This is a genomic window from Microvirga aerilata, assembly GCF_016743775.1.
Taxonomy (GTDB): Bacteria; Pseudomonadota; Alphaproteobacteria; order Rhizobiales; family Beijerinckiaceae; genus Microvirga; species Microvirga aerilata.
The window spans coordinates 1-16,271 of the sequence record NZ_JAEQMY010000008.1 but is presented as its reverse complement, the minus strand read 5'-3'; the positions used below and the strand labels follow the sequence as shown (position 1 = coordinate 16,271).

Annotated in this window: 22 protein-coding genes; 11 read left to right on the top strand and 11 right to left on the bottom strand. The window is 54.1% G+C overall.

Annotated features, from left to right (window positions below):
• Positions 1-132 precede the first annotated feature (132 nt).
• Positions 133-369, top strand: a complete 237-nt coding sequence (locus tag JKG68_RS07380; protein WP_202057516.1) for a hypothetical protein — start codon at positions 133-135, stop codon at positions 367-369.
• An 85-nt stretch (positions 370-454) separates the two neighbouring features.
• On the opposite strand, the gene JKG68_RS07375 is transcribed toward JKG68_RS07380, so the two are convergent.
• Positions 455-670 carry a DUF6894 family protein gene (locus JKG68_RS07375; RefSeq protein ID WP_202057514.1) on the bottom strand — a complete coding sequence of 72 codons (216 nt, stop codon included), beginning with the start codon at positions 668-670 and terminating at the stop codon, positions 455-457.
• Positions 671-1,134: 464 nt separating this feature from the next.
• Here JKG68_RS07375 and JKG68_RS07370 point away from each other — a divergent pair, with 464 nt between their 5' ends.
• Positions 1,135-1,578 carry a response regulator gene (locus tag JKG68_RS07370; protein WP_202057512.1) on the top strand — a complete coding sequence of 148 codons (444 nt, stop codon included), beginning with the start codon at positions 1,135-1,137 and terminating at the stop codon, positions 1,576-1,578.
• A gap of 67 nt (positions 1,579-1,645) precedes the next feature.
• Entirely contained in the window at positions 1,646-1,969 is a 324-nt protein-coding gene (hpf, locus tag JKG68_RS07365; protein WP_312890745.1) for a ribosome hibernation-promoting factor, HPF/YfiA family, read from the top strand.
• Between the two features lie 159 nt (positions 1,970-2,128).
• Here hpf and JKG68_RS07360 read toward each other — a convergent pair whose 3' ends face one another.
• Positions 2,129-2,839 (bottom strand): LuxR C-terminal-related transcriptional regulator, encoded by a 711-nt coding sequence (locus tag JKG68_RS07360; RefSeq protein WP_202057501.1) that lies wholly within the window; start codon positions 2,837-2,839, stop codon positions 2,129-2,131.
• A gap of 171 nt (positions 2,840-3,010) precedes the next feature.
• Complete coding sequence (locus tag JKG68_RS07355; RefSeq protein ID WP_202057499.1) at positions 3,011-3,286, bottom strand: hypothetical protein; 276 nt, start codon at positions 3,284-3,286, stop codon at positions 3,011-3,013.
• Between the two features lie 170 nt (positions 3,287-3,456).
• Between JKG68_RS07355 and JKG68_RS07350 the strand changes: the two genes are divergently transcribed.
• Positions 3,457-3,672, top strand: coding sequence for a hypothetical protein (locus tag JKG68_RS07350; protein ID WP_202057497.1), 216 nt, complete (start codon positions 3,457-3,459; stop codon positions 3,670-3,672).
• A gap of 47 nt (positions 3,673-3,719) precedes the next feature.
• Here the strand turns inward: JKG68_RS07350 and JKG68_RS07345 are convergent, their stop codons facing one another.
• The 7 genes from JKG68_RS07345 to JKG68_RS07315 all read right to left on the bottom strand — a co-directional run bounded on the left by JKG68_RS07345 (position 3,720) and on the right by JKG68_RS07315 (position 9,626).
• A complete protein-coding gene (locus JKG68_RS07345; RefSeq protein WP_202057495.1) occupies positions 3,720-4,187 on the bottom strand; it encodes a cupin domain-containing protein in 468 nt (155 codons plus the stop codon).
• Positions 4,188-4,299: 112 nt separating this feature from the next.
• Positions 4,300-4,833, bottom strand: coding sequence for a DUF421 domain-containing protein (locus JKG68_RS07340; protein WP_202057492.1), 534 nt, complete (start codon positions 4,831-4,833; stop codon positions 4,300-4,302).
• Positions 4,834-5,000: 167 nt separating this feature from the next.
• Positions 5,001-6,017, bottom strand: coding sequence for a sensor histidine kinase (locus tag JKG68_RS07335; protein ID WP_202057489.1), 1,017 nt, complete (start codon positions 6,015-6,017; stop codon positions 5,001-5,003).
• Between the two features lie 313 nt (positions 6,018-6,330).
• Positions 6,331-6,615, bottom strand: a complete 285-nt coding sequence (locus JKG68_RS07330; protein ID WP_202057487.1) for a hypothetical protein — start codon at positions 6,613-6,615, stop codon at positions 6,331-6,333.
• Positions 6,616-7,044: 429 nt separating this feature from the next.
• Positions 7,045-7,494, bottom strand: coding sequence for a hypothetical protein (locus JKG68_RS07325; RefSeq protein WP_202057486.1), 450 nt, complete (start codon positions 7,492-7,494; stop codon positions 7,045-7,047).
• Between the two features lie 2 nt (positions 7,495-7,496).
• The gene (locus JKG68_RS07320) at positions 7,497-8,027 is read right to left on the bottom strand and encodes a hypothetical protein (protein ID WP_202057485.1); all 531 of its coding nucleotides are present in this window, start codon (positions 8,025-8,027) and stop codon (positions 7,497-7,499) included.
• 852 nt (positions 8,028-8,879) lie between these two features.
• Positions 8,880-9,626, bottom strand: a complete 747-nt coding sequence (locus tag JKG68_RS07315) for a Crp/Fnr family transcriptional regulator (RefSeq protein ID WP_246515186.1) — start codon at positions 9,624-9,626, stop codon at positions 8,880-8,882.
• A gap of 238 nt (positions 9,627-9,864) precedes the next feature.
• Here JKG68_RS07315 and JKG68_RS34660 point away from each other — a divergent pair, with 238 nt between their 5' ends.
• Complete coding sequence (locus JKG68_RS34660) at positions 9,865-10,116, top strand: PAS domain-containing protein (RefSeq protein WP_376773116.1); 252 nt, start codon at positions 9,865-9,867, stop codon at positions 10,114-10,116.
• Between the two features lie 146 nt (positions 10,117-10,262).
• Here the strand turns inward: JKG68_RS34660 and JKG68_RS07305 are convergent, their stop codons facing one another.
• Entirely contained in the window at positions 10,263-10,715 is a 453-nt protein-coding gene (locus JKG68_RS07305) for a helix-turn-helix domain-containing protein (protein WP_202057480.1), read from the bottom strand.
• 172 nt (positions 10,716-10,887) lie between these two features.
• Between JKG68_RS07305 and JKG68_RS07300 the strand changes: the two genes are divergently transcribed.
• The 6 genes from JKG68_RS07300 to JKG68_RS07275 all read left to right on the top strand — a co-directional run bounded on the left by JKG68_RS07300 (position 10,888) and on the right by JKG68_RS07275 (position 15,435).
• The gene (locus JKG68_RS07300; protein WP_202057479.1) at positions 10,888-11,325 is read left to right on the top strand and encodes a hypothetical protein; all 438 of its coding nucleotides are present in this window, start codon (positions 10,888-10,890) and stop codon (positions 11,323-11,325) included.
• 927 nt (positions 11,326-12,252) lie between these two features.
• The gene (locus JKG68_RS07295) at positions 12,253-12,675 is read left to right on the top strand and encodes a hypothetical protein (RefSeq protein WP_202057476.1); all 423 of its coding nucleotides are present in this window, start codon (positions 12,253-12,255) and stop codon (positions 12,673-12,675) included.
• A complete protein-coding gene (locus JKG68_RS07290) occupies positions 12,676-13,074 on the top strand; it encodes a helix-turn-helix domain-containing protein (protein ID WP_202057474.1) in 399 nt (132 codons plus the stop codon).
• A gap of 452 nt (positions 13,075-13,526) precedes the next feature.
• Positions 13,527-13,691, top strand: a complete 165-nt coding sequence (locus JKG68_RS07285; protein WP_202057473.1) for a hypothetical protein — start codon at positions 13,527-13,529, stop codon at positions 13,689-13,691.
• A gap of 111 nt (positions 13,692-13,802) precedes the next feature.
• Entirely contained in the window at positions 13,803-14,135 is a 333-nt protein-coding gene (locus tag JKG68_RS07280) for a helix-turn-helix domain-containing protein (protein ID WP_202057472.1), read from the top strand.
• Between the two features lie 28 nt (positions 14,136-14,163).
• A complete protein-coding gene (locus tag JKG68_RS07275) occupies positions 14,164-15,435 on the top strand; it encodes a tyrosine-type recombinase/integrase (RefSeq protein WP_202057470.1) in 1,272 nt (423 codons plus the stop codon).
• Positions 15,436-16,271: the final 836 nt, after the last annotated feature.

The following is a 16,271-nucleotide window of genomic DNA, read 5'->3' as shown; positions in this document are numbered from 1 at the left end:
CAGATGCACCCATGGTGTGGCTATGCGCTATGAGCCAGCCTAAGATGGCGTGTCCAACAAGATTGTATCCATATTGCTACTAACGTTGCGGGCGAGGTGAGCCGATCCGCCCCAGTAGGGCTGAGGGATCATATGAAACTTGGCTTCCAACCAGTGACCGTGGAGACGAATGCCCCCGACGAGGAAGGCTGTCTCGTGTTCGCAAACAATCGGCTCGTGGCTGTGTTGGTGCGGTTGTCAGCGGAGCACGGCAGGAAGGCAGGACGCTGGTACCTGGAGCATGGGTTCGGCAAGTTGGAAGGACCCGCTCACCCTATCTTCGCTGACCTGGACGAGGCGCGGGACTGGATGGCTCAGCGCTTTAGCTGAACCGGAGGACAACTGTCCGAGCGACCATTGAGCACTGCTAACATATGTGTCTGTCTGGCTCGGTCAGTGCTTCGGGTTGGGCGTATCAAAGTGCCACCACTTGGGCGATCTCGCCACCCTCATCGGTTATGACAATCGTGCAGCGGGAGCCATTGTGGACTTCATGCAGCAACCCGCCTCGCAGTTCTGCTGCTGTCTTGTCGGCGGCTCCTTGCGCGGTCAAAGGGTCGGGCAGATCGACACCGTCTTCATCCCACACGAACCTGTCGTCCGAGCGAAGGTGGAAGTAGTAACGAGGCATTTGAGCCTCCATCTCTCAAGGCTTGATCAAAGCCCTTGGGCGCATAACCGGTAAAAAGGCAGGAGACCACAAGTGATCTCCTGCCAGTCAGAGGGAACCAATGCAATGAAGCTTCAAGAGAAGTCTCGCCACTCTTTCCACGATTGAACAATGATCAACCTCAAAGGCTGTTCCGATCCTAACGTATAATCATGTTGATTTTCTTCATGATCTTCAATCTGTGTTTATGTTAAGAGCATTCACATAAACTCAGATTAAACTTCGTCAGCAAAGGAAGGGACAGACCGACTTTTTACTTTGACGAGGGCGGAAAAGTCACGAATGGTCTTGTTGTTCGTCAATTCTGATCCGGATCGTAAGGACAAGTGGTTGTACGTGTTCCACCTTTGACAGCTTTGTCAAAGAGACCACACGTCAACTCCCCTAACAGCATGCAGCCTCGAACCGGAAGGGAGACCAGCAGGATGGGACAAGCCTCGGAATGCACTCGCGTTGCCTTGATCGTTGAGGATGATCGGGAGCTTAGGGCTCTCGCCGTTGCGTTGCTGGAGGAAACGGACCTCCGGGTTGTGGAGGCATCCAGCGCTGAGGAGGCGCTCCGTTATTTGAACTATCTTGCAGGCGACGTGGTGTTTCTTTTCGCCGATGTGCGTCTGCCCTGTCCCATGAACGGTGTAGAGCTTGCTCGCACTGTCAAGCTTAGGTGGCCGTGGATCAGAACGGTCTTAACCTCCGGTGCGCCGCTTGAGGAGGACCTTGATAAAGCTCTTCGGGATGTGCCGTTCATGCCGAAGCCGTGGCGAGCGCTTGAAGTGTTGGTACAGGCCGAGAAAGCAGTTCAGACGAGCCCCTTCGAGGAGGCTGCTCGTCGTAGTCACATCCACGCGCTTGGAGCACTACGGGCGTAACTTCGATAAACTCTGATAACGCCTCCAGAAATACTCGCCCGATTGTACATCGATGAGAGGTAACATAGTGGCGCACCAAGGCGCAGATAACGCTATCACCATCCAAAGTTCGACCATCCACCTTGGAGACGGACTGCCAGATTATGCTCGCGAGAACATTCTGCGGGTTGCCAGCAAATACTTCGGACGGCTGAACACCGCATCCGCTCACTTCACGAAGGAGGGGATCACCTACCGCTGTAGCGTGAACATGCAGATGGGTGGTCTCCCGATGAAGAGCGCTGAGGGTAAGGATAAGGATATTTACTCGGCCTTCAATGCCGCCCTCGAAAAAGTCGCCAAGCAGCTTCGGCGAACCAAGCGTGAGCTTCGCGAGGATAAAGGGGAGTGACCCGGTAAGGACACCGTCCTGCGCGAGCGGATCAGCCCAGCATCTGACTCTGACGAGGACCTCCTGGATGCAGAGGGCTCAGGATCAGAGGACGAAGGAGGGCTGCTTTAGGTTCAATATGGGCAAGGAGTGTATAGGATTGATATTGAGCTACCCGCGCTAAGGCTTGCCGCCTTTCGTCGTCAAGTGTTCCGTAGCCCACATTGCAGCTTGGGTGCGATTGGCAGCGCCGATCTTGCGCAGGATTGCTTTGATGTGAACTTTGATCGTTGCCTCAGCAACATCAAGCTTCCGTGCAATGACTTTATTAGGCTCACCACCCATGATGTGTCTTAGTATCTCTGCCTCTCGAATTGAGAGTTTGTGCATCCCCGGATCAGGCGACAGTAGCACTGCCGTGGCGCTATCCTGATCCGGCTTAGCCTCCAAGGTCATCTCGCTCAGCATCGAGCGAACCAGCCGCATGGGTAGGGTGCTTTCGCCCATCATGACCAACTCAAGCGATTTGATCAGAACATCACGATGACTCGTGGATAGACAAAAGCCATCCACTCCAGCGTCAATTCCCAGCCGAACGAAGCTAATGTCGAAGTTATCGGCAACAACGGCAATTCGTGCCTCAGGGTGCTGCACCTTCAGAAGCTTGATTGTGGTAAGCAAATCCTCCGACGAAGGGCTTGCATCTACAATGAACAAATCAGGTTGTATATGAAGGCGAAGCCGCCGAGATGAGGGCTCATCAGACCCTAACTCGGATACGGCGAAGCGGGTATGCGCTAAGAGAAGTTCGAGCCCCATGGAAAGCAATGGGTTCTTGCTGATCAGAACGGTCACATACTCCTTGCGTTCTTTAGCTGCCTCGCCAGACATTTACCCGCCTATCCCTTTACGCAGAACAAAGCCTTATCGTTCAGATCATTAAGGTGGGTAGGCAGCACGGTAAAGCAAGCAGGACATCAGGATGTTGATCTCAATGGGTATTCTCTGCTTCGGAAGAGCCATAGACCCGATACGACTTGCTTCTGCCTTATGATGGCCCTGTCATTCTTTAAGAGGCTGTGTCGAGGTACCAGTTTGGTCAGGTTCCTCAAGGATGCTTGCTTCAGGTGTGAGCACAATGTCTTCTTTGCGCGCTCCCTCACCCGGCACCTCGACAGTCTTGCAATCCTTCAGAATGGCATTGTGCATTTCGAGGGTAGACGCCTGTTTCAGGCAATCATCATAGCTTGGAAACAGTTTGTCCCAAGCCTGCGCGATATGCTGTTCAGCAGGGTTGGCGCTGTTGAGGATGAAGATAAGAACATACTTCATAGCCATGTCAGCGACCCTCGGGTTTGCGGAGGGGTAAGCTCACCAGTCAGAATGGCTTTAATGAGGCCAAGCTTTTGCAGGCGTTGTGTTGGGCTCGCAAGGGCGCTGGAACTTTCCTGTTTTTTAGAAATTGCGCCTGTGTTCTCACGTAGAGGAGGATATAGGCAATCCTGCCTATGGCCAGCGGTACCGGCACCAAAGATGCCACCTATAATCTGATCAGCGTCCTATATCATGCTCTCCAAGGGGCAGAGACCTACGCGCAATATGCCAGCGACGCCGGGAGCGATCAGGACCTCGCCAGCTTCTTCCGAGAGGTTCAGCAGCAAGAGCAACAACGCACGGATCGGGCGAAGCAATTTTTGGCCCGGCGACTTCAGCAGGGCGGCTGACTGCTGCCGCTATCCTCGCGCACCCAGACAGTCGGACTGTCAGCGTACTATGAAAGGGGTGGTCCGACGAGTTCGATACCGAACTGTTTGCAGGCCCGAGCGAGAGCTTCGGCCTGCTCAGGTGCGGGTGGGCCGGATGGATCAGGTAGACCATCCCTCTCGGCAGAGCGTCCAAAGGCGCGGATGAAGTTCTCGAACTCGCCTCGGGTGATGGTGAGCATACGAGCCTCGGGCGATTCGACCCTGTAGGTATGAGGGATACCCTTCGGGGTCAGCAGCGTCTCCCCAGCCTTGGCGCGGTGATCCTGATCCCCAACCCGGTAGCGGACCTCACCTTCGAGGACGTGGAAGATTTCATCTTCATCGTGGTGGATGTGGAGAGGCGGCGAGTCTCCTTGTGAGGCTCTATGCTCAAGAACCGAGATGCCATCTGAACCGTCCCGCGCAGAGACCCGGATGGTGACATGAGTGTTGAGGAACCAGAGATTCCGGTGATCGGCAGCTTCGCTCTCCATGACTTTGCCCCACCCGTAGCTGATAAATGCCCAAGCTTAACAGTGCGTTCGCCAGCGGCAATGGAAATTTTGTGGCATGTCGATGGTGATCTCAACCGGGTGACAGCAGAAGCTACAATGGCATCTTCTTCTCAGATTTGGCTGTTTCGCCGTTATCCCACCGGATGATGCTAATGCGTCCGTCACCCTCGATGAATGCTTCCTTGACCTCTCCGCAATCATCAATTCCCTGCTGGCGAAGTTGGCTGTCCAGTTCTTCCTTGGTGATCATCTCCTGACGCATGTTGCGCGCAAGCATGCGCCCATTCTCGATGAGCTTCAGTGGGGGTGGACGGGTAAAGCGCCGAAGCGGCTTGAAGCGAAAACCTAACCAATCAATGAAGTAGTTCCAGAACACGATTGTGAGAACGAGGAGAGCACCTTCGGTGATTGAATTGTACTCGAATGCCATAGCGTTTTGCGCCGCATCCGCGATGAGGACAACAACAAGAAGGTCGGCAATCCCGATCACACCTGACTGACGCTTCAGCAGAAAGCGCAGGATCACGAAGAGCATGATGTAGGTCAGCGACCCGCGCACAAAAATCCCCAACAGAGGGTTTTGTGGCACAAACATCTCATGCCAACTGACACCGAAGAAATCCATTTCCTTCCCCCTTTTGGATGCCAACGCATTCGGGACCTGAGGTATTCCCCAAGATTTGATTGTTCGACGCGGACGGCCAGGAAGCCGCACCTGATGGATAGCAAGCGTCTCCTTGACGAGCCCAGTCCCTCTGGATCGCAGTGGGATGACGGGATGGGGGTCCGATCCTATGTCGCAGACACTGGGAAACAGACCTGAGCGCGTGTTCCAGGTGAATCGGCCTCGATCTCGTGCCGCCCGCCAAGCTGGGCAACAAATGATCGAATCAGGCGCTGACCCAGACCTGTCGATGCTGGTGTGGAGGTGCTTTCGCTACTGGCGGACAGGCCGACACCATTGTCGCTGACGGCAAGGCAGTATTCATCGCCTATGCACTTGAAGGTCACGCTGACGTGCCCGTCACGATCATCGGGAAAGGCATACTTAAGGGCATTCACGAGAAGCTCGTTGATGATGAGCCCAATCGAGACCGCGTAGTTGAGTGGGATCGGGTGACTTTCAACTTCAACATCAAGGCGAATGGGCCGAAGGCCGATCAAGGCTGATTCCAGATCACTACAGAGTTCCTCGATGAACGAGCGGCTGTCCGCCAACACGGCTCCCTCAAAGCGAACCAGACGCCGCTGCACCTTGGCCATGACGCTCACCCGCTCGGCGGCGGTCATGAAATCGTCACGCGTGGGTTCCTTGGCGCTTCGCGCCTGGAGGTGGAGCAGCGAGATCACCGTATGCAGATTGTTCATGATCCGGTGGTTTGATTCGATCAGAAGCTCAGCTTTGTCAGCCTCCGATGCGCGTGTGGCCTCGTGGGCTCGTTTCAGTTGGCGGTAGGATGCATGCTCGGCCTCGATAACGAGCGTGATGACAATCCCGATCACCACGAACAGGCACCAGCCGAGAAACTGGCCAGGGTCCCTGATGGCGAAGCTGCCAATTGGCTCAAAGAGGAAATAGGCTGACAAGACCGCACTCAGCACAGTCGCCACGAGGCCGCTGCCACGGTTGAAGAGAACAGCCGAGAGGATGATAGCTGGAAAGAACAACAGGAAAGGGAAATCCCTCAGCGCATCAGAGAACATCTGCCTAAGAACAAATGCCACTAACACCAGGATAGCTGTCACCGCGTAGCGAACAAGCCACGGTAGATGCCGAAGAGATCGAGTTTTATCGAACAGTTCCTGCATAACAGGGAGGCTAATGGCCTGGGTACAGCTATGGTTCCCTGGCTTGTTGCTTTGAAACGTTTTCTATGTCGGAGTGAAATCATGATGAAACATGGTGGTGCTCGAAGCGTGGTGGCAAGGACATCAAGACCGTTCCGCACTGGAAGGAACTGGTCATCCAGATGGGGCTTCAGAACCGCTGACAAGACCCATAGCTGACCGTGATGCTATCGGCGTTATTACTGCCCACTATGGCTAAATGACCGAATACAACTGCGCGGGTGAAAGCCAAAGTTTTGAGGTTGAGACCTACGATCTGAAGTTCTCCCGCGCACTACACCATATCGGGGATCAGTGGGTATGGCACCGAACAAGATAACACGCTCTCTGTGATGCCCGATTTAATAGCGGTGGGGTCTTTGATAGCGAGAGAGTTCCCCTTCAGCAACATCGTGAATTTTTGGCCGTTGAACCCCGAGCGGCGGTATCCTTGACCACTATCGTTAAAACCGGCTGAGTCTTGCTCGATGCAGGCGAAAATCTGCTTGCCTTCGGTTTGTGCCTGAACCGAACCGGCCATGGCTAAACCCAGTCCGAACGACGGGATCACTCTCTTCATGATGTGCCCCACACGTTGCATCCATTCTCGGTCGGATAGTGCAACACGGTCAAGGTTATGCCGAGTTGGCCAGGAGAACGAATCCAATAGGGAAGGGCACTGACGAAAGAAAAACCCCGCCCACCGCCTCCTCATGCGTGATCGGTGGTGGCGGGTTCGGTCGGGCGAGTGGCGTTCGGTCCAGCGCGGTCGCCATCTCGCGCCGTCGATTTTCTTTTCCAAATCTATTTTACGAGGATCGAGGAAAACAATTTTCGAAAGCGCAGCGGATCGAAGAGCCGCGAGCACGAGTAGTTACGAGGCGAAGCCGAGTAAGAAGGCGAATCGCAGAGAAGCCGTAGGTAAAGACATAGATATCTACGTAGACATTCTGTCTTAAGTAGATACCTACGTAGATATCTATGACTTTCGGCTTCGCCTCTCGACCGCTTACTCCTTGAATTCCTCTGCGTATTTCTTGCGGAGTTGTTCGAGAACTGGCTCTTCGTCGGGAGCGAATGGGTTGGGTCCGCACTTGGTTTCGATCAGGGCGAGTTCGAAGTTCCGCATGCGCTTCTCGTATTCACGTTCGAGTTTTTTCATTCGTGATTCGAGGTCATTGAGGCGTCTGCCGAGGAGCCATTCCGGGTTCATGGCTTCGGCCACACGAATGCCAAGGGGATCGGCCACGAGCTTACCAAGGGATTCGATCTGCTCACGGATAATCTTGAGGCTGTCTTCGATGGAGGTCGTGCGCTGCTTCGTCTCGTTATGGTCTTCGGCGACGGCGACGATCATGGTGCCGCAATCTTCTGTGGTTGCGTCGATGCGCTGGCGAAGGTCTTCATCGAGTTGTCCGATGACCTGAATGAAGAACTGGGGATCAAATTGAGTGGTCATAATTACTTGTTTCTCTTGTATTCTTGATAGCCGCAGAAATCGCGGAAGGCTGTGTATTTGATGAATCCGGATGCGAACCGGTCGGTGAACGAATCGACCACGATGCAGTCGCCGCTGTTGAAGATTTCGAGGGTAGGGACGCCATCGGAATCGAAGGTTGCGCGGATGAATTGCGTGAGATGGTAGTTATAGCCACCGTGGTTATCGATCACGTGGCCGAGCATGCAATCGTGAGGGCTCTCGTTGATGAACTGCTCAAGTAGCTCGCCGTAGTCTGCGGTGAGTTTTTTGCGCTTTACAGCGCCTTTGATCATCGTGCGGAATTCCTTGACCGTGCGTAGCTGCACGTTCCTCACGAACGGGATTCGACCCTTTCGTTTGCTGATCTTCTCAGCAGGCACGTCCCACATCTCGATGTCCATCTTGAAGCGGGTTCCGGCTCCATTCTTGCGACCGCTTTTCGTGGGTTTCTCATTACCGAGGTTGTCCCAGAGGGCGACCTGGAGATACGTGATCGTGTTGAGCGGCGGCATCGGTCCGACCCTCGCATCAACGGGCTTTTGAGCCTCATTAGAAGGCGCTGGAGAGGGTTTCGGCTCAGGTAGGGGCGAAGGTAGCTCTGGCTCAGGTAAAGGCTCTGGCAGGGCTGTTTGAGCGCCTGAATACAAGGCGCGGAGAGTAGCAAGTGCGGAAGTCATAATGTCTTTTGCAATAGAATGAAAAATAAAGGCTATTCTACATGATGCCGGTCAGGAAGAAGAGCCTCTTGATGAAGTAAACCGAAACAGAATACTTCAAAATTCGAAGGCCTGTTGGAGAGAATGTCCCGGCAGACACGTGATCTCTCATGAACTTCATTAAGACACACGCTGGATTCGGCTCGCAATATTTACGGTGTGTTTACATGCAATATCTTTTTGCAACAATGCAAGAACAATAATTTCGGTGTCCGATCTCTGACAGAGTAATGTATCTTGTTGTTCGTAAATATTGATTGTGATGAACCACGAAGTCCCTAAACAACTTCAGATCGCTATTGCTCGTACTGATAATCTTGAAGCTCGTATCGAGATGATGAGCGAAGAGATCGACCAGAAGAACCGTTTGATAGAACGTATTGCAGCCGTCCTTGCGCCCTCGCCAGCTAACTCTGAGATCAAAGTTATTGCTGCTGAAAGGACAAGGACATCTATCTCGCCTTCAACGCCGCTCTCGACAAGATTGGCAAACAGCTTCGCCGCGCCAAGCGAGACTTCCGTGAGGACAAGGCCGAGCGGGTCGATAAGGATGTAGTCCTGCGCGAGCGAATCAGCCCAGCACCGGATACTAACGAAGACCTGTCGTATGCCGAAGGCTCAGGGTGAGAGGGCGATGGCCACGCAGCCTCAGTCCTTCTTCGCCGTATACGGCAGTAGGCGCACGAATACGTCGCGAACTGTCTGGTAACATTCACACGCGGCCTCTCTGAGAGCAGTCGGGTCCGTGATGGTGATGCCACCTCTGCTTTGCCTGACCCACCCTGCGGCCTGAAATCTCTTCATGATGGCACTCACGGTCGAGCGCTGGACCCCCATCCGGTCTGCCCAGGATTCGTGCGTGAGGGGGATCATCTCCTGATCAACGCGATGGCTCGTGCTCAGGATGAGGCGAGCACAGCGGGCTTCAACACTATGGATGGCGTTACAGGCAACATTCTGGAGAACGCGCACCATGAGGGCCTCCATGAAGTGGCGCATCAGGCGCTGAATGTTCGGGCGTGTGCTGATCACCTCGTACATTTTGGTCATCTTGATCCGGGAAGCCGTGCCGGTGAGTTGCACAACGTAGCGTCCGAAAGCCTGATTGGTGACCGCTGCTCCTGTGAGACCTGTGACGCCTTCGTTGCCAAAAACCGACATCTCGGCAGCGCGACCGTCCTGCATGCCAGCCATAAGCGAGATGATGACGTTGTGCGGAAAGTAGGCGTACTGGAGCGGCTGACCCGTCTCGCGGAGCACCTGACCCTGCTGCAAGCTCACGATTTCCAAGTGCGGCTCCAGACAGGCAAAGTCTTCCGGCTCCAGAGCAGCCAGTAGTTTGTTCGCGCGGTGCCCCCGGACGGCCCCTGCATACAGCATATCGTCAGAATACATTTATTAGTCTGCCCCTTGAGCTTTCTAAATTCTATGAAGCGTAGCTAAAAGCAAACAGTTTTCTTTGAGGTACCCTGACGCAGAAGGTTCATATCTCAACCAATTTCGCTGATCGTGATGAGTTCTGGAAAAATGGCATGAGGCACGTATCGCATTACGCTGAACCCAGCCTGCTTGACCTTGAGGACGAGCCGCGATCACCGCGATTCAAGCGCATCATTGATGCCGTATCCATATCGTGTGGTCGGTGCGGCCCGATGGCCACAACGATTTCCACAATCTCCGCTGGTACGAGTTCTCAGGTCAGCCTTTGGGGTCTGCCTTGGGGAACAGACGGAGCGAAATCCTCCACCCCAAAGATAAAATTGGGACGTGGGTCAAATGGCGGCGCTCCCTCGCGACAGGCCAGCCGTATGAGGTTGAGTGCCGTCTGCGCCTTCATTTCGGAGAGTACCGCTGGACCCTTACGAGCGGTTCCTCTTCGCAATGAACAGGGTGAGATCAAGCGCTGGCATGCCACCACCGACATTCACCAAGAAGGATACGGAAGTCGCACTAGCCGAGATTGAAGAGCATCAGGCGTGATGGGCAGATGCACCCAGCAAATGCTGTTTCTAGTTTTTAGGATTGTAGTGCTCAGCACCATCGTAGCTTGAAGAGCACCGCATGCGGAATGCTCTCAAAGGCGAATACGGCAACCTCCCGCCTTCGCATTTCCGGTGTTATAACCGTTCGCAGAGAGAATTGAGCGGATGGCGTGTTTTCTTGTAGCCATTCTTCCACTTCGTCCAGCAGCCTGATCTGGATCACTTGTTCATATGTAGATGCTCTTCGCAGCACGAAGGGCAAAACAATCAAGTTTGGTCCGAGTTTCGGGTACTGCTCTTCCACAAGCCTCACATAAAATCCGCTGTTCTGGGGTTCATTTGTGATCGCCTCGCATGCCAAAGCGACCGTCCGAGGTACTGGGCCGGTACTCTCATAGGTAGCAATGCTTCGCCTGCTGAGACCTAAAAGTTCCGCAGCCTGACTTTGCGTTAAGTCATGCAGCTTCCGCCATTTCTGGAACTGGGCAGGAGTCTCGATCATATGTTTACCTATATGCTATTACTTATCATGTGCGACCGCTGCACATCATATGTCGATTTCCTTTACAATAGGTGTTGACAGCCTGAGACATCGCTCGTATCCAACAGATACTCACTCGCACCGTATTGGGCAGGTGAGCAGTCGTATTTTATAGTTTACATGAGACTTCACCATGAAATCTGGTAGTGTTTTCGGCCTTTCAGTCCGCTTTTCGGGCAATGATCAACCATATCAAAATTTGCTCCTGCTCGACTATGACCCGCAAACGCGCGCATGGTTGCAGATGGCAATGTATAAAGCCCGTAAGGCTGTAGAGGATTTGCAAGAGGAACCCTCATTGCCTTTGAACAATGTGAAGGCGAAATTGATCCTAGAAGTGCTGCTCTCCCAATACTGTATCGATGCGCTTAAGAATGGTGATGCTTACACTGCGTCTGGTTACGCTCATGCCCTCATGAAGTATCATGAGACGCTGTATGGCATCTTGGTCTTCGATGAGGAAAGTGGACCGCACTTCGAAAGAGTGGAGGCCGCGAGCCAAGATGAAGCTGTTGCCATGATCATGCGTCGCCTCCCGAACCTTGGACGGGGCATTTCATGGCAGCACTGAGCAGACGCGAAACTCGGAGCGTCCCTACCATCCAGGATGTCCTACACGACAGAACTCACATGCACGAAATGTTCCCGGAACTCCGGGAACATTGGCTTCCTCTCTCGTGGCCGCGTAGAGAGCAATTGGTCGAGCCCGAAGATAATCGCTATTGCGAACTACCGCCCAGACTTAAGTCCGAGGTCCGAGATTGGTGTCGTGTATGCCTTAGTGGGCCGGTTGAAACTGCCATCTTTAGCAGGCGCGGCTTGCATGGCACCGCTACGGTGATCGAATTTGGAAGTCTCAGTGATGCAACGTTGTTTAAGCTGCGTTGGTTTTGATGGAAGTGCCATTAAGGCCGTGATCATTGTTGCTGCGCGAACGGTGGATGATCGTCCACGTCCGGTGACGCCAAGCGAGGTTGCAAAGGCTCTCGGCAAGATCGTCTCAGCAGTCGCTCGGCTGACGGCAAAACTCGCCGATGAAGGTAAAGGTAGTGCTGCGCTCCTTACGAGCGACCGAGCGATCCCTGGCTCACGGGCAGAGGCGTATGTCCGCACAAAGAAGGGGAGGCAGTTCGCAGCGGCTCTTTCGTCGGCATAGGAAGGGCATTCAGTCGAATTGCCCGTTACTCACACCTTGAAGACTTTCGCGAAGTAACCCGACACGTTCGCAGCCCGACGCTTCGGAAGGGAGGTGGAACGACGAAAATTTGACCCTTACTGTATTCCCCGCAGAGGCGTTCCTTTCAGGTGAAATTCAAAAATGGGTCAATGAGTTTTTGTCAGAACCACCTACTGTTTAGGGGCTTACTAAAGAGGGTGTCCCATTGAAATTCGCCAATGTTTCGGACGCTGTTTATTTCACACTACGCTGGTACTGATCCGCATCGGCAAGTCTTTGTCACCTATATTTTCATACATTTCTCGTTACAAGGATTCCCCAATGACCAAGATCAACATTGATCGCCTCCAGAAGCTTTTGTGCCGCGCAGGCCATCCTGGTACGCCCGACATTGAAGCGCTGGCCGCCATTCGGCTCGCCTATCATATGCTTGATGGGCAGCAAATGAGTTTCGATAACCTCACGGTACGCGAGAGTGACCTCATGGCTCTCGATACTAGCTCTCAGAAGGTTGTGCGACATCTCAGGCGCATTTCGGCGCTTGAGAAGATCGTGGCAGAGCGGGAAGCCGAAAAGAGCGAGATGCAGCGGCAGCTTCAGGACTGCAAGCAGACGCTTGAAGAGCAAGCGCGGCAGATCAGGGAGCATGAAAAGACGATCAGGAACCTGACGAAGCAGGTTACGAAGCCTACCTCTGAGGCCGGAACGGCTCCTGAAAAGAAGGCTGCTCGAACGGCGGCTTAAGTGCGGGCGCGCGCTGCGGCGAACGCCGCCGTGCCGAGCGCTGCCGATCTTCCGGGCCTCATTGCTGCTCTCAAGGTACTTCGTAAGATCGATCCCAACATGCGGATCAAGGCGGCACTCGCCTTCCTCCTTACGGCAGCAAATGATGGCCTGTCCGTCAGGGAAATGGCCGAGATTGGGGACACGAGCGAGGGAAGCATCCGCTACACGATACGTGCTCTCGGGCAAGGTTGGCCCGACAAACGCACTAGTCACAAGCTCGTCATGGACTGCGCTTCGTCGAACGGTGGGCGGACGCGGCTCTACGTAGCGACTGATGAGGGGCGGGCTGTTTACAGGAGCATGCTTGCCGCTTTCTGTCAGGAGCAGCCGGTTTCCAATCTCAAGTTGGCCGCGTAAGCCGGTCAGGGAGAAGTCTCCTCACGCTACACCGCTTGCCACAGTCGGAGTGCTGGTTAGGCCATAGGACGAAACCCTGTCCGCAGCCGCATTGAGAAAACCTCTGTCCGCTCTGGCGTTCTTCTCTTCGGGTACCGGATGACACCCATGATGTGGAGTTCCGGGTCTACGATCTTGCTCAGGCGCTCTTCTTGAAAGGGTTCATTGAAGCCACCAGACGGCCATTCAAAATTATTTTGAGCATGTCGTGAGCGCCCAACTGGGCCAAGCCCATCAAAGAGAAATCCCAGGAGTGATCGTCCAAGCTTCTACCACCTGACGAGAAAAATTTTCGATTCCAAGATTTTAATTTTGACGGGACGAATCTGATTTCTGTAAATTCAAAAGTGTCGGCGGCAAGATTTAGTCATAACCGACGTTATTGGTTTATTTGTTCCAGGATACGTTTTGATATGAACACCAAGCTGAGATTTATTTTTATTATCTTTATGATCGTCAAAAACTTTGTCGAATGGCAGGGAGACGGTCGCTATGCTATGAAACTTCGCCCCAAAGACATCGACGCAAACTGGTTCCACCTTGCTAAACGGCTTGCTCCAAAGGCTTCATCGGCCTGAAGATGGATCATGAGCCATGCAAGGCCGTGCCCGAGTAAGTACCACGAACCACCGCAGCACCATTTTCAAACTTTTCAGAGACTAATCTTAAGAACTTTTCAGAGACTTATTGTGAACGACAACAACAAATCCGAAGAAGACTTCGATCCGAAAGACCCCGAAACGTGGCCCTTGTGGCTGGAACTGAAGGAGGTCGCGAAAGTGCTCCGGTACAAGGACGTAGACAGCATTCGCGCCATCACCAACAAGCCTGTCACGTTGGGAGGGCTGGCATACCGGAAGGAGGGGAGGCGGCGCATGGTTAGCAAGGATGACCTTCTGGCCTACATGAACCGCCCCATCGCGAATGCGCGGGTGCCTGCACCGGCTCCGAAGCAGCCCCGAAAGCTTTCAGCCCCAGTGGGGCGCAAGAGCTTCATGGCACGATTTGAAAAGGCGGCTTAGCCGCCTTTTCTGCAACAGGAGAGCATGAATGGCACACAACCATAATGGGTTCTACCGCGCCGAGTGGGAGATCGACGGCAAGCGTTATACGCGCATGACCGACATCCCTGTCACCGGCTCGAAGAGGAACAAAGACAAGGCGTCAGCCCTGCAAAAGCAGTGGCGTGACGAGACGACGACTGAGTTGAAGGCGGCGGAAGCAAACCGTGTCCGCAACCCGAAGGGCAAAATCCTCGATCAGACCCTTGATGAAGCCGTGGCCGAATACTTCGATGACCATGACGGTCAGTGGTCGGGGACCAAGGACATCGAGGCCGACTTCAGGCGGATCATCGGCTACCTTGGTCCTCATTTCATGATCTCGGACATCGACACTGAGCTTATCATCGAAATGATGAACAAGCGGAAGCGGGAGCATGTGAAGCTTCGTACAAAGGACGGCAAACCGAAGATCGACAAGAAGACTGGCCAGCCGAAGCCGCAGAAGCTCGTCTCTGCTCGAACCGTCAACATCACAGTCGGCGAACGGATGAAGTGGTTCCTGTCCCATATGGCTGCGAAGGGTCGTCAAATTCAGCCGATCCGCTGGGAAGCGGTTTGGCTCAAGGAGGCCCCGCGCCACACCGAGTTCACTTACGAGCACGAACGGAAGATGCTGGCGACATACCGGAAGGACCACCTTCCAGCCCTGTGCTTTGCCCTGGCCGGTGGTCCCCGCCGTGAACAGTTCGTGGACCTTCGGTGGGACCAGATCGACTGGAACAAAGGCACGATCACCTTCAAGACCCTGAAGAAGAAGGCCAAGAAGGGGCAGGAGCCGAAGCCCTATGTCCTGGCGATGACGAAGAGCATCGAAAACCTGATCCTGTCGCAGATTGATCCAGGGACTGGGAAGCCCTACCACTCTGAATATGTGTGGACCTACCTGGCCGAGCGGACGTTCCACAATAACAAGACCGGCCAGCACTACGTGAAGGGCCAACGTTATCGTCTAACCTACGAGGGTATCGGAACAGGATGGGCACGGTGGAAGAAGGCCCAAGATTTGACCAATGTGCGGATGCACGACATGCGCCACGCTGCCGGTGAACGTCTGGCCGAAGCCTGCGCTGACCCGCTGATTGTCCGCGATAGCATGAACCATGGGTCGCTCGCCATGTCTGAGCGATACATGGGCGGGGTGAGGACCGAGCGCATCCGGCAGGCCATGCTGGCTCGTGAAGCTCTCGATGCACAGCGGATGCAGGTCGAAGCTCCGACCCAAAACCCCACATCTAACCCCACAAGATTGACTGCATAGTCCTTGAAACCACTGATTTATAGAGGTTTTAGGTAGTTTGAACTCAAGCTTCCCAAGCTGAATGTCGTGGGTTCGATTCCCATCGCCCGCTCCAATCCCCTTCCTTGACCAGCCCCCGTTCGCGTCGATTGCGCCCACCTCCAGGGGCGCGGCTTCGCGCACGATAAAGATCGCCGGACCGCGATCCGGGGGTGTTGACAAACGATCCGGGAATCGACATATCCGCAGCCCCGCCGGAATCCTGTTCGGGCGAGCTTCAATCCCCAAACCGCAAATGCCGATCGCTCGCAGGAGCCCGGCGAAACGCGCGGTTTCGATGAGGGCCTCTCGAAGGTTCTAATCGACGGCACGAGCCATGATTGCCAGTAACCGGCAAATCTCCATGGCTCCTCTGACGACATCGAGGAAGTTTCCAGATCGTTCAAATCGGCCTGGATGACGTAAACGCAAGGGCGAATACGCTTTTGCGAACGGCGAGGCTTGTCTGAATACTGGAGGCCGGGGAGGACGGCGCAAAATTTCGAAAAAACTTCGAAATTAAGTGTTGACCTTCCAGCGGGGTTCGAGTAGAACAGCTTCATCGACGGCGGATCACTTGGTGGTTTGCCTGGTGGGCCTTCTGATCCTGACTGCGGCAAGCGGGCGGGGTGTTGGAGGTTCTGAATTTGTCTCATTTGTGAGACGTGCTCTTTGACAAGTGAAGAAAGAAAGAGAAGCGTAGGCGGCGGTGTCCTTGCGGACTGCTTGTAAGAGCGGTCATAAGAAGACATCGACCTGATCTATGCTTTGGTGAGTACACCGCTGTGGGGAAACCCACAGATGGAGGTGCTCTGTCA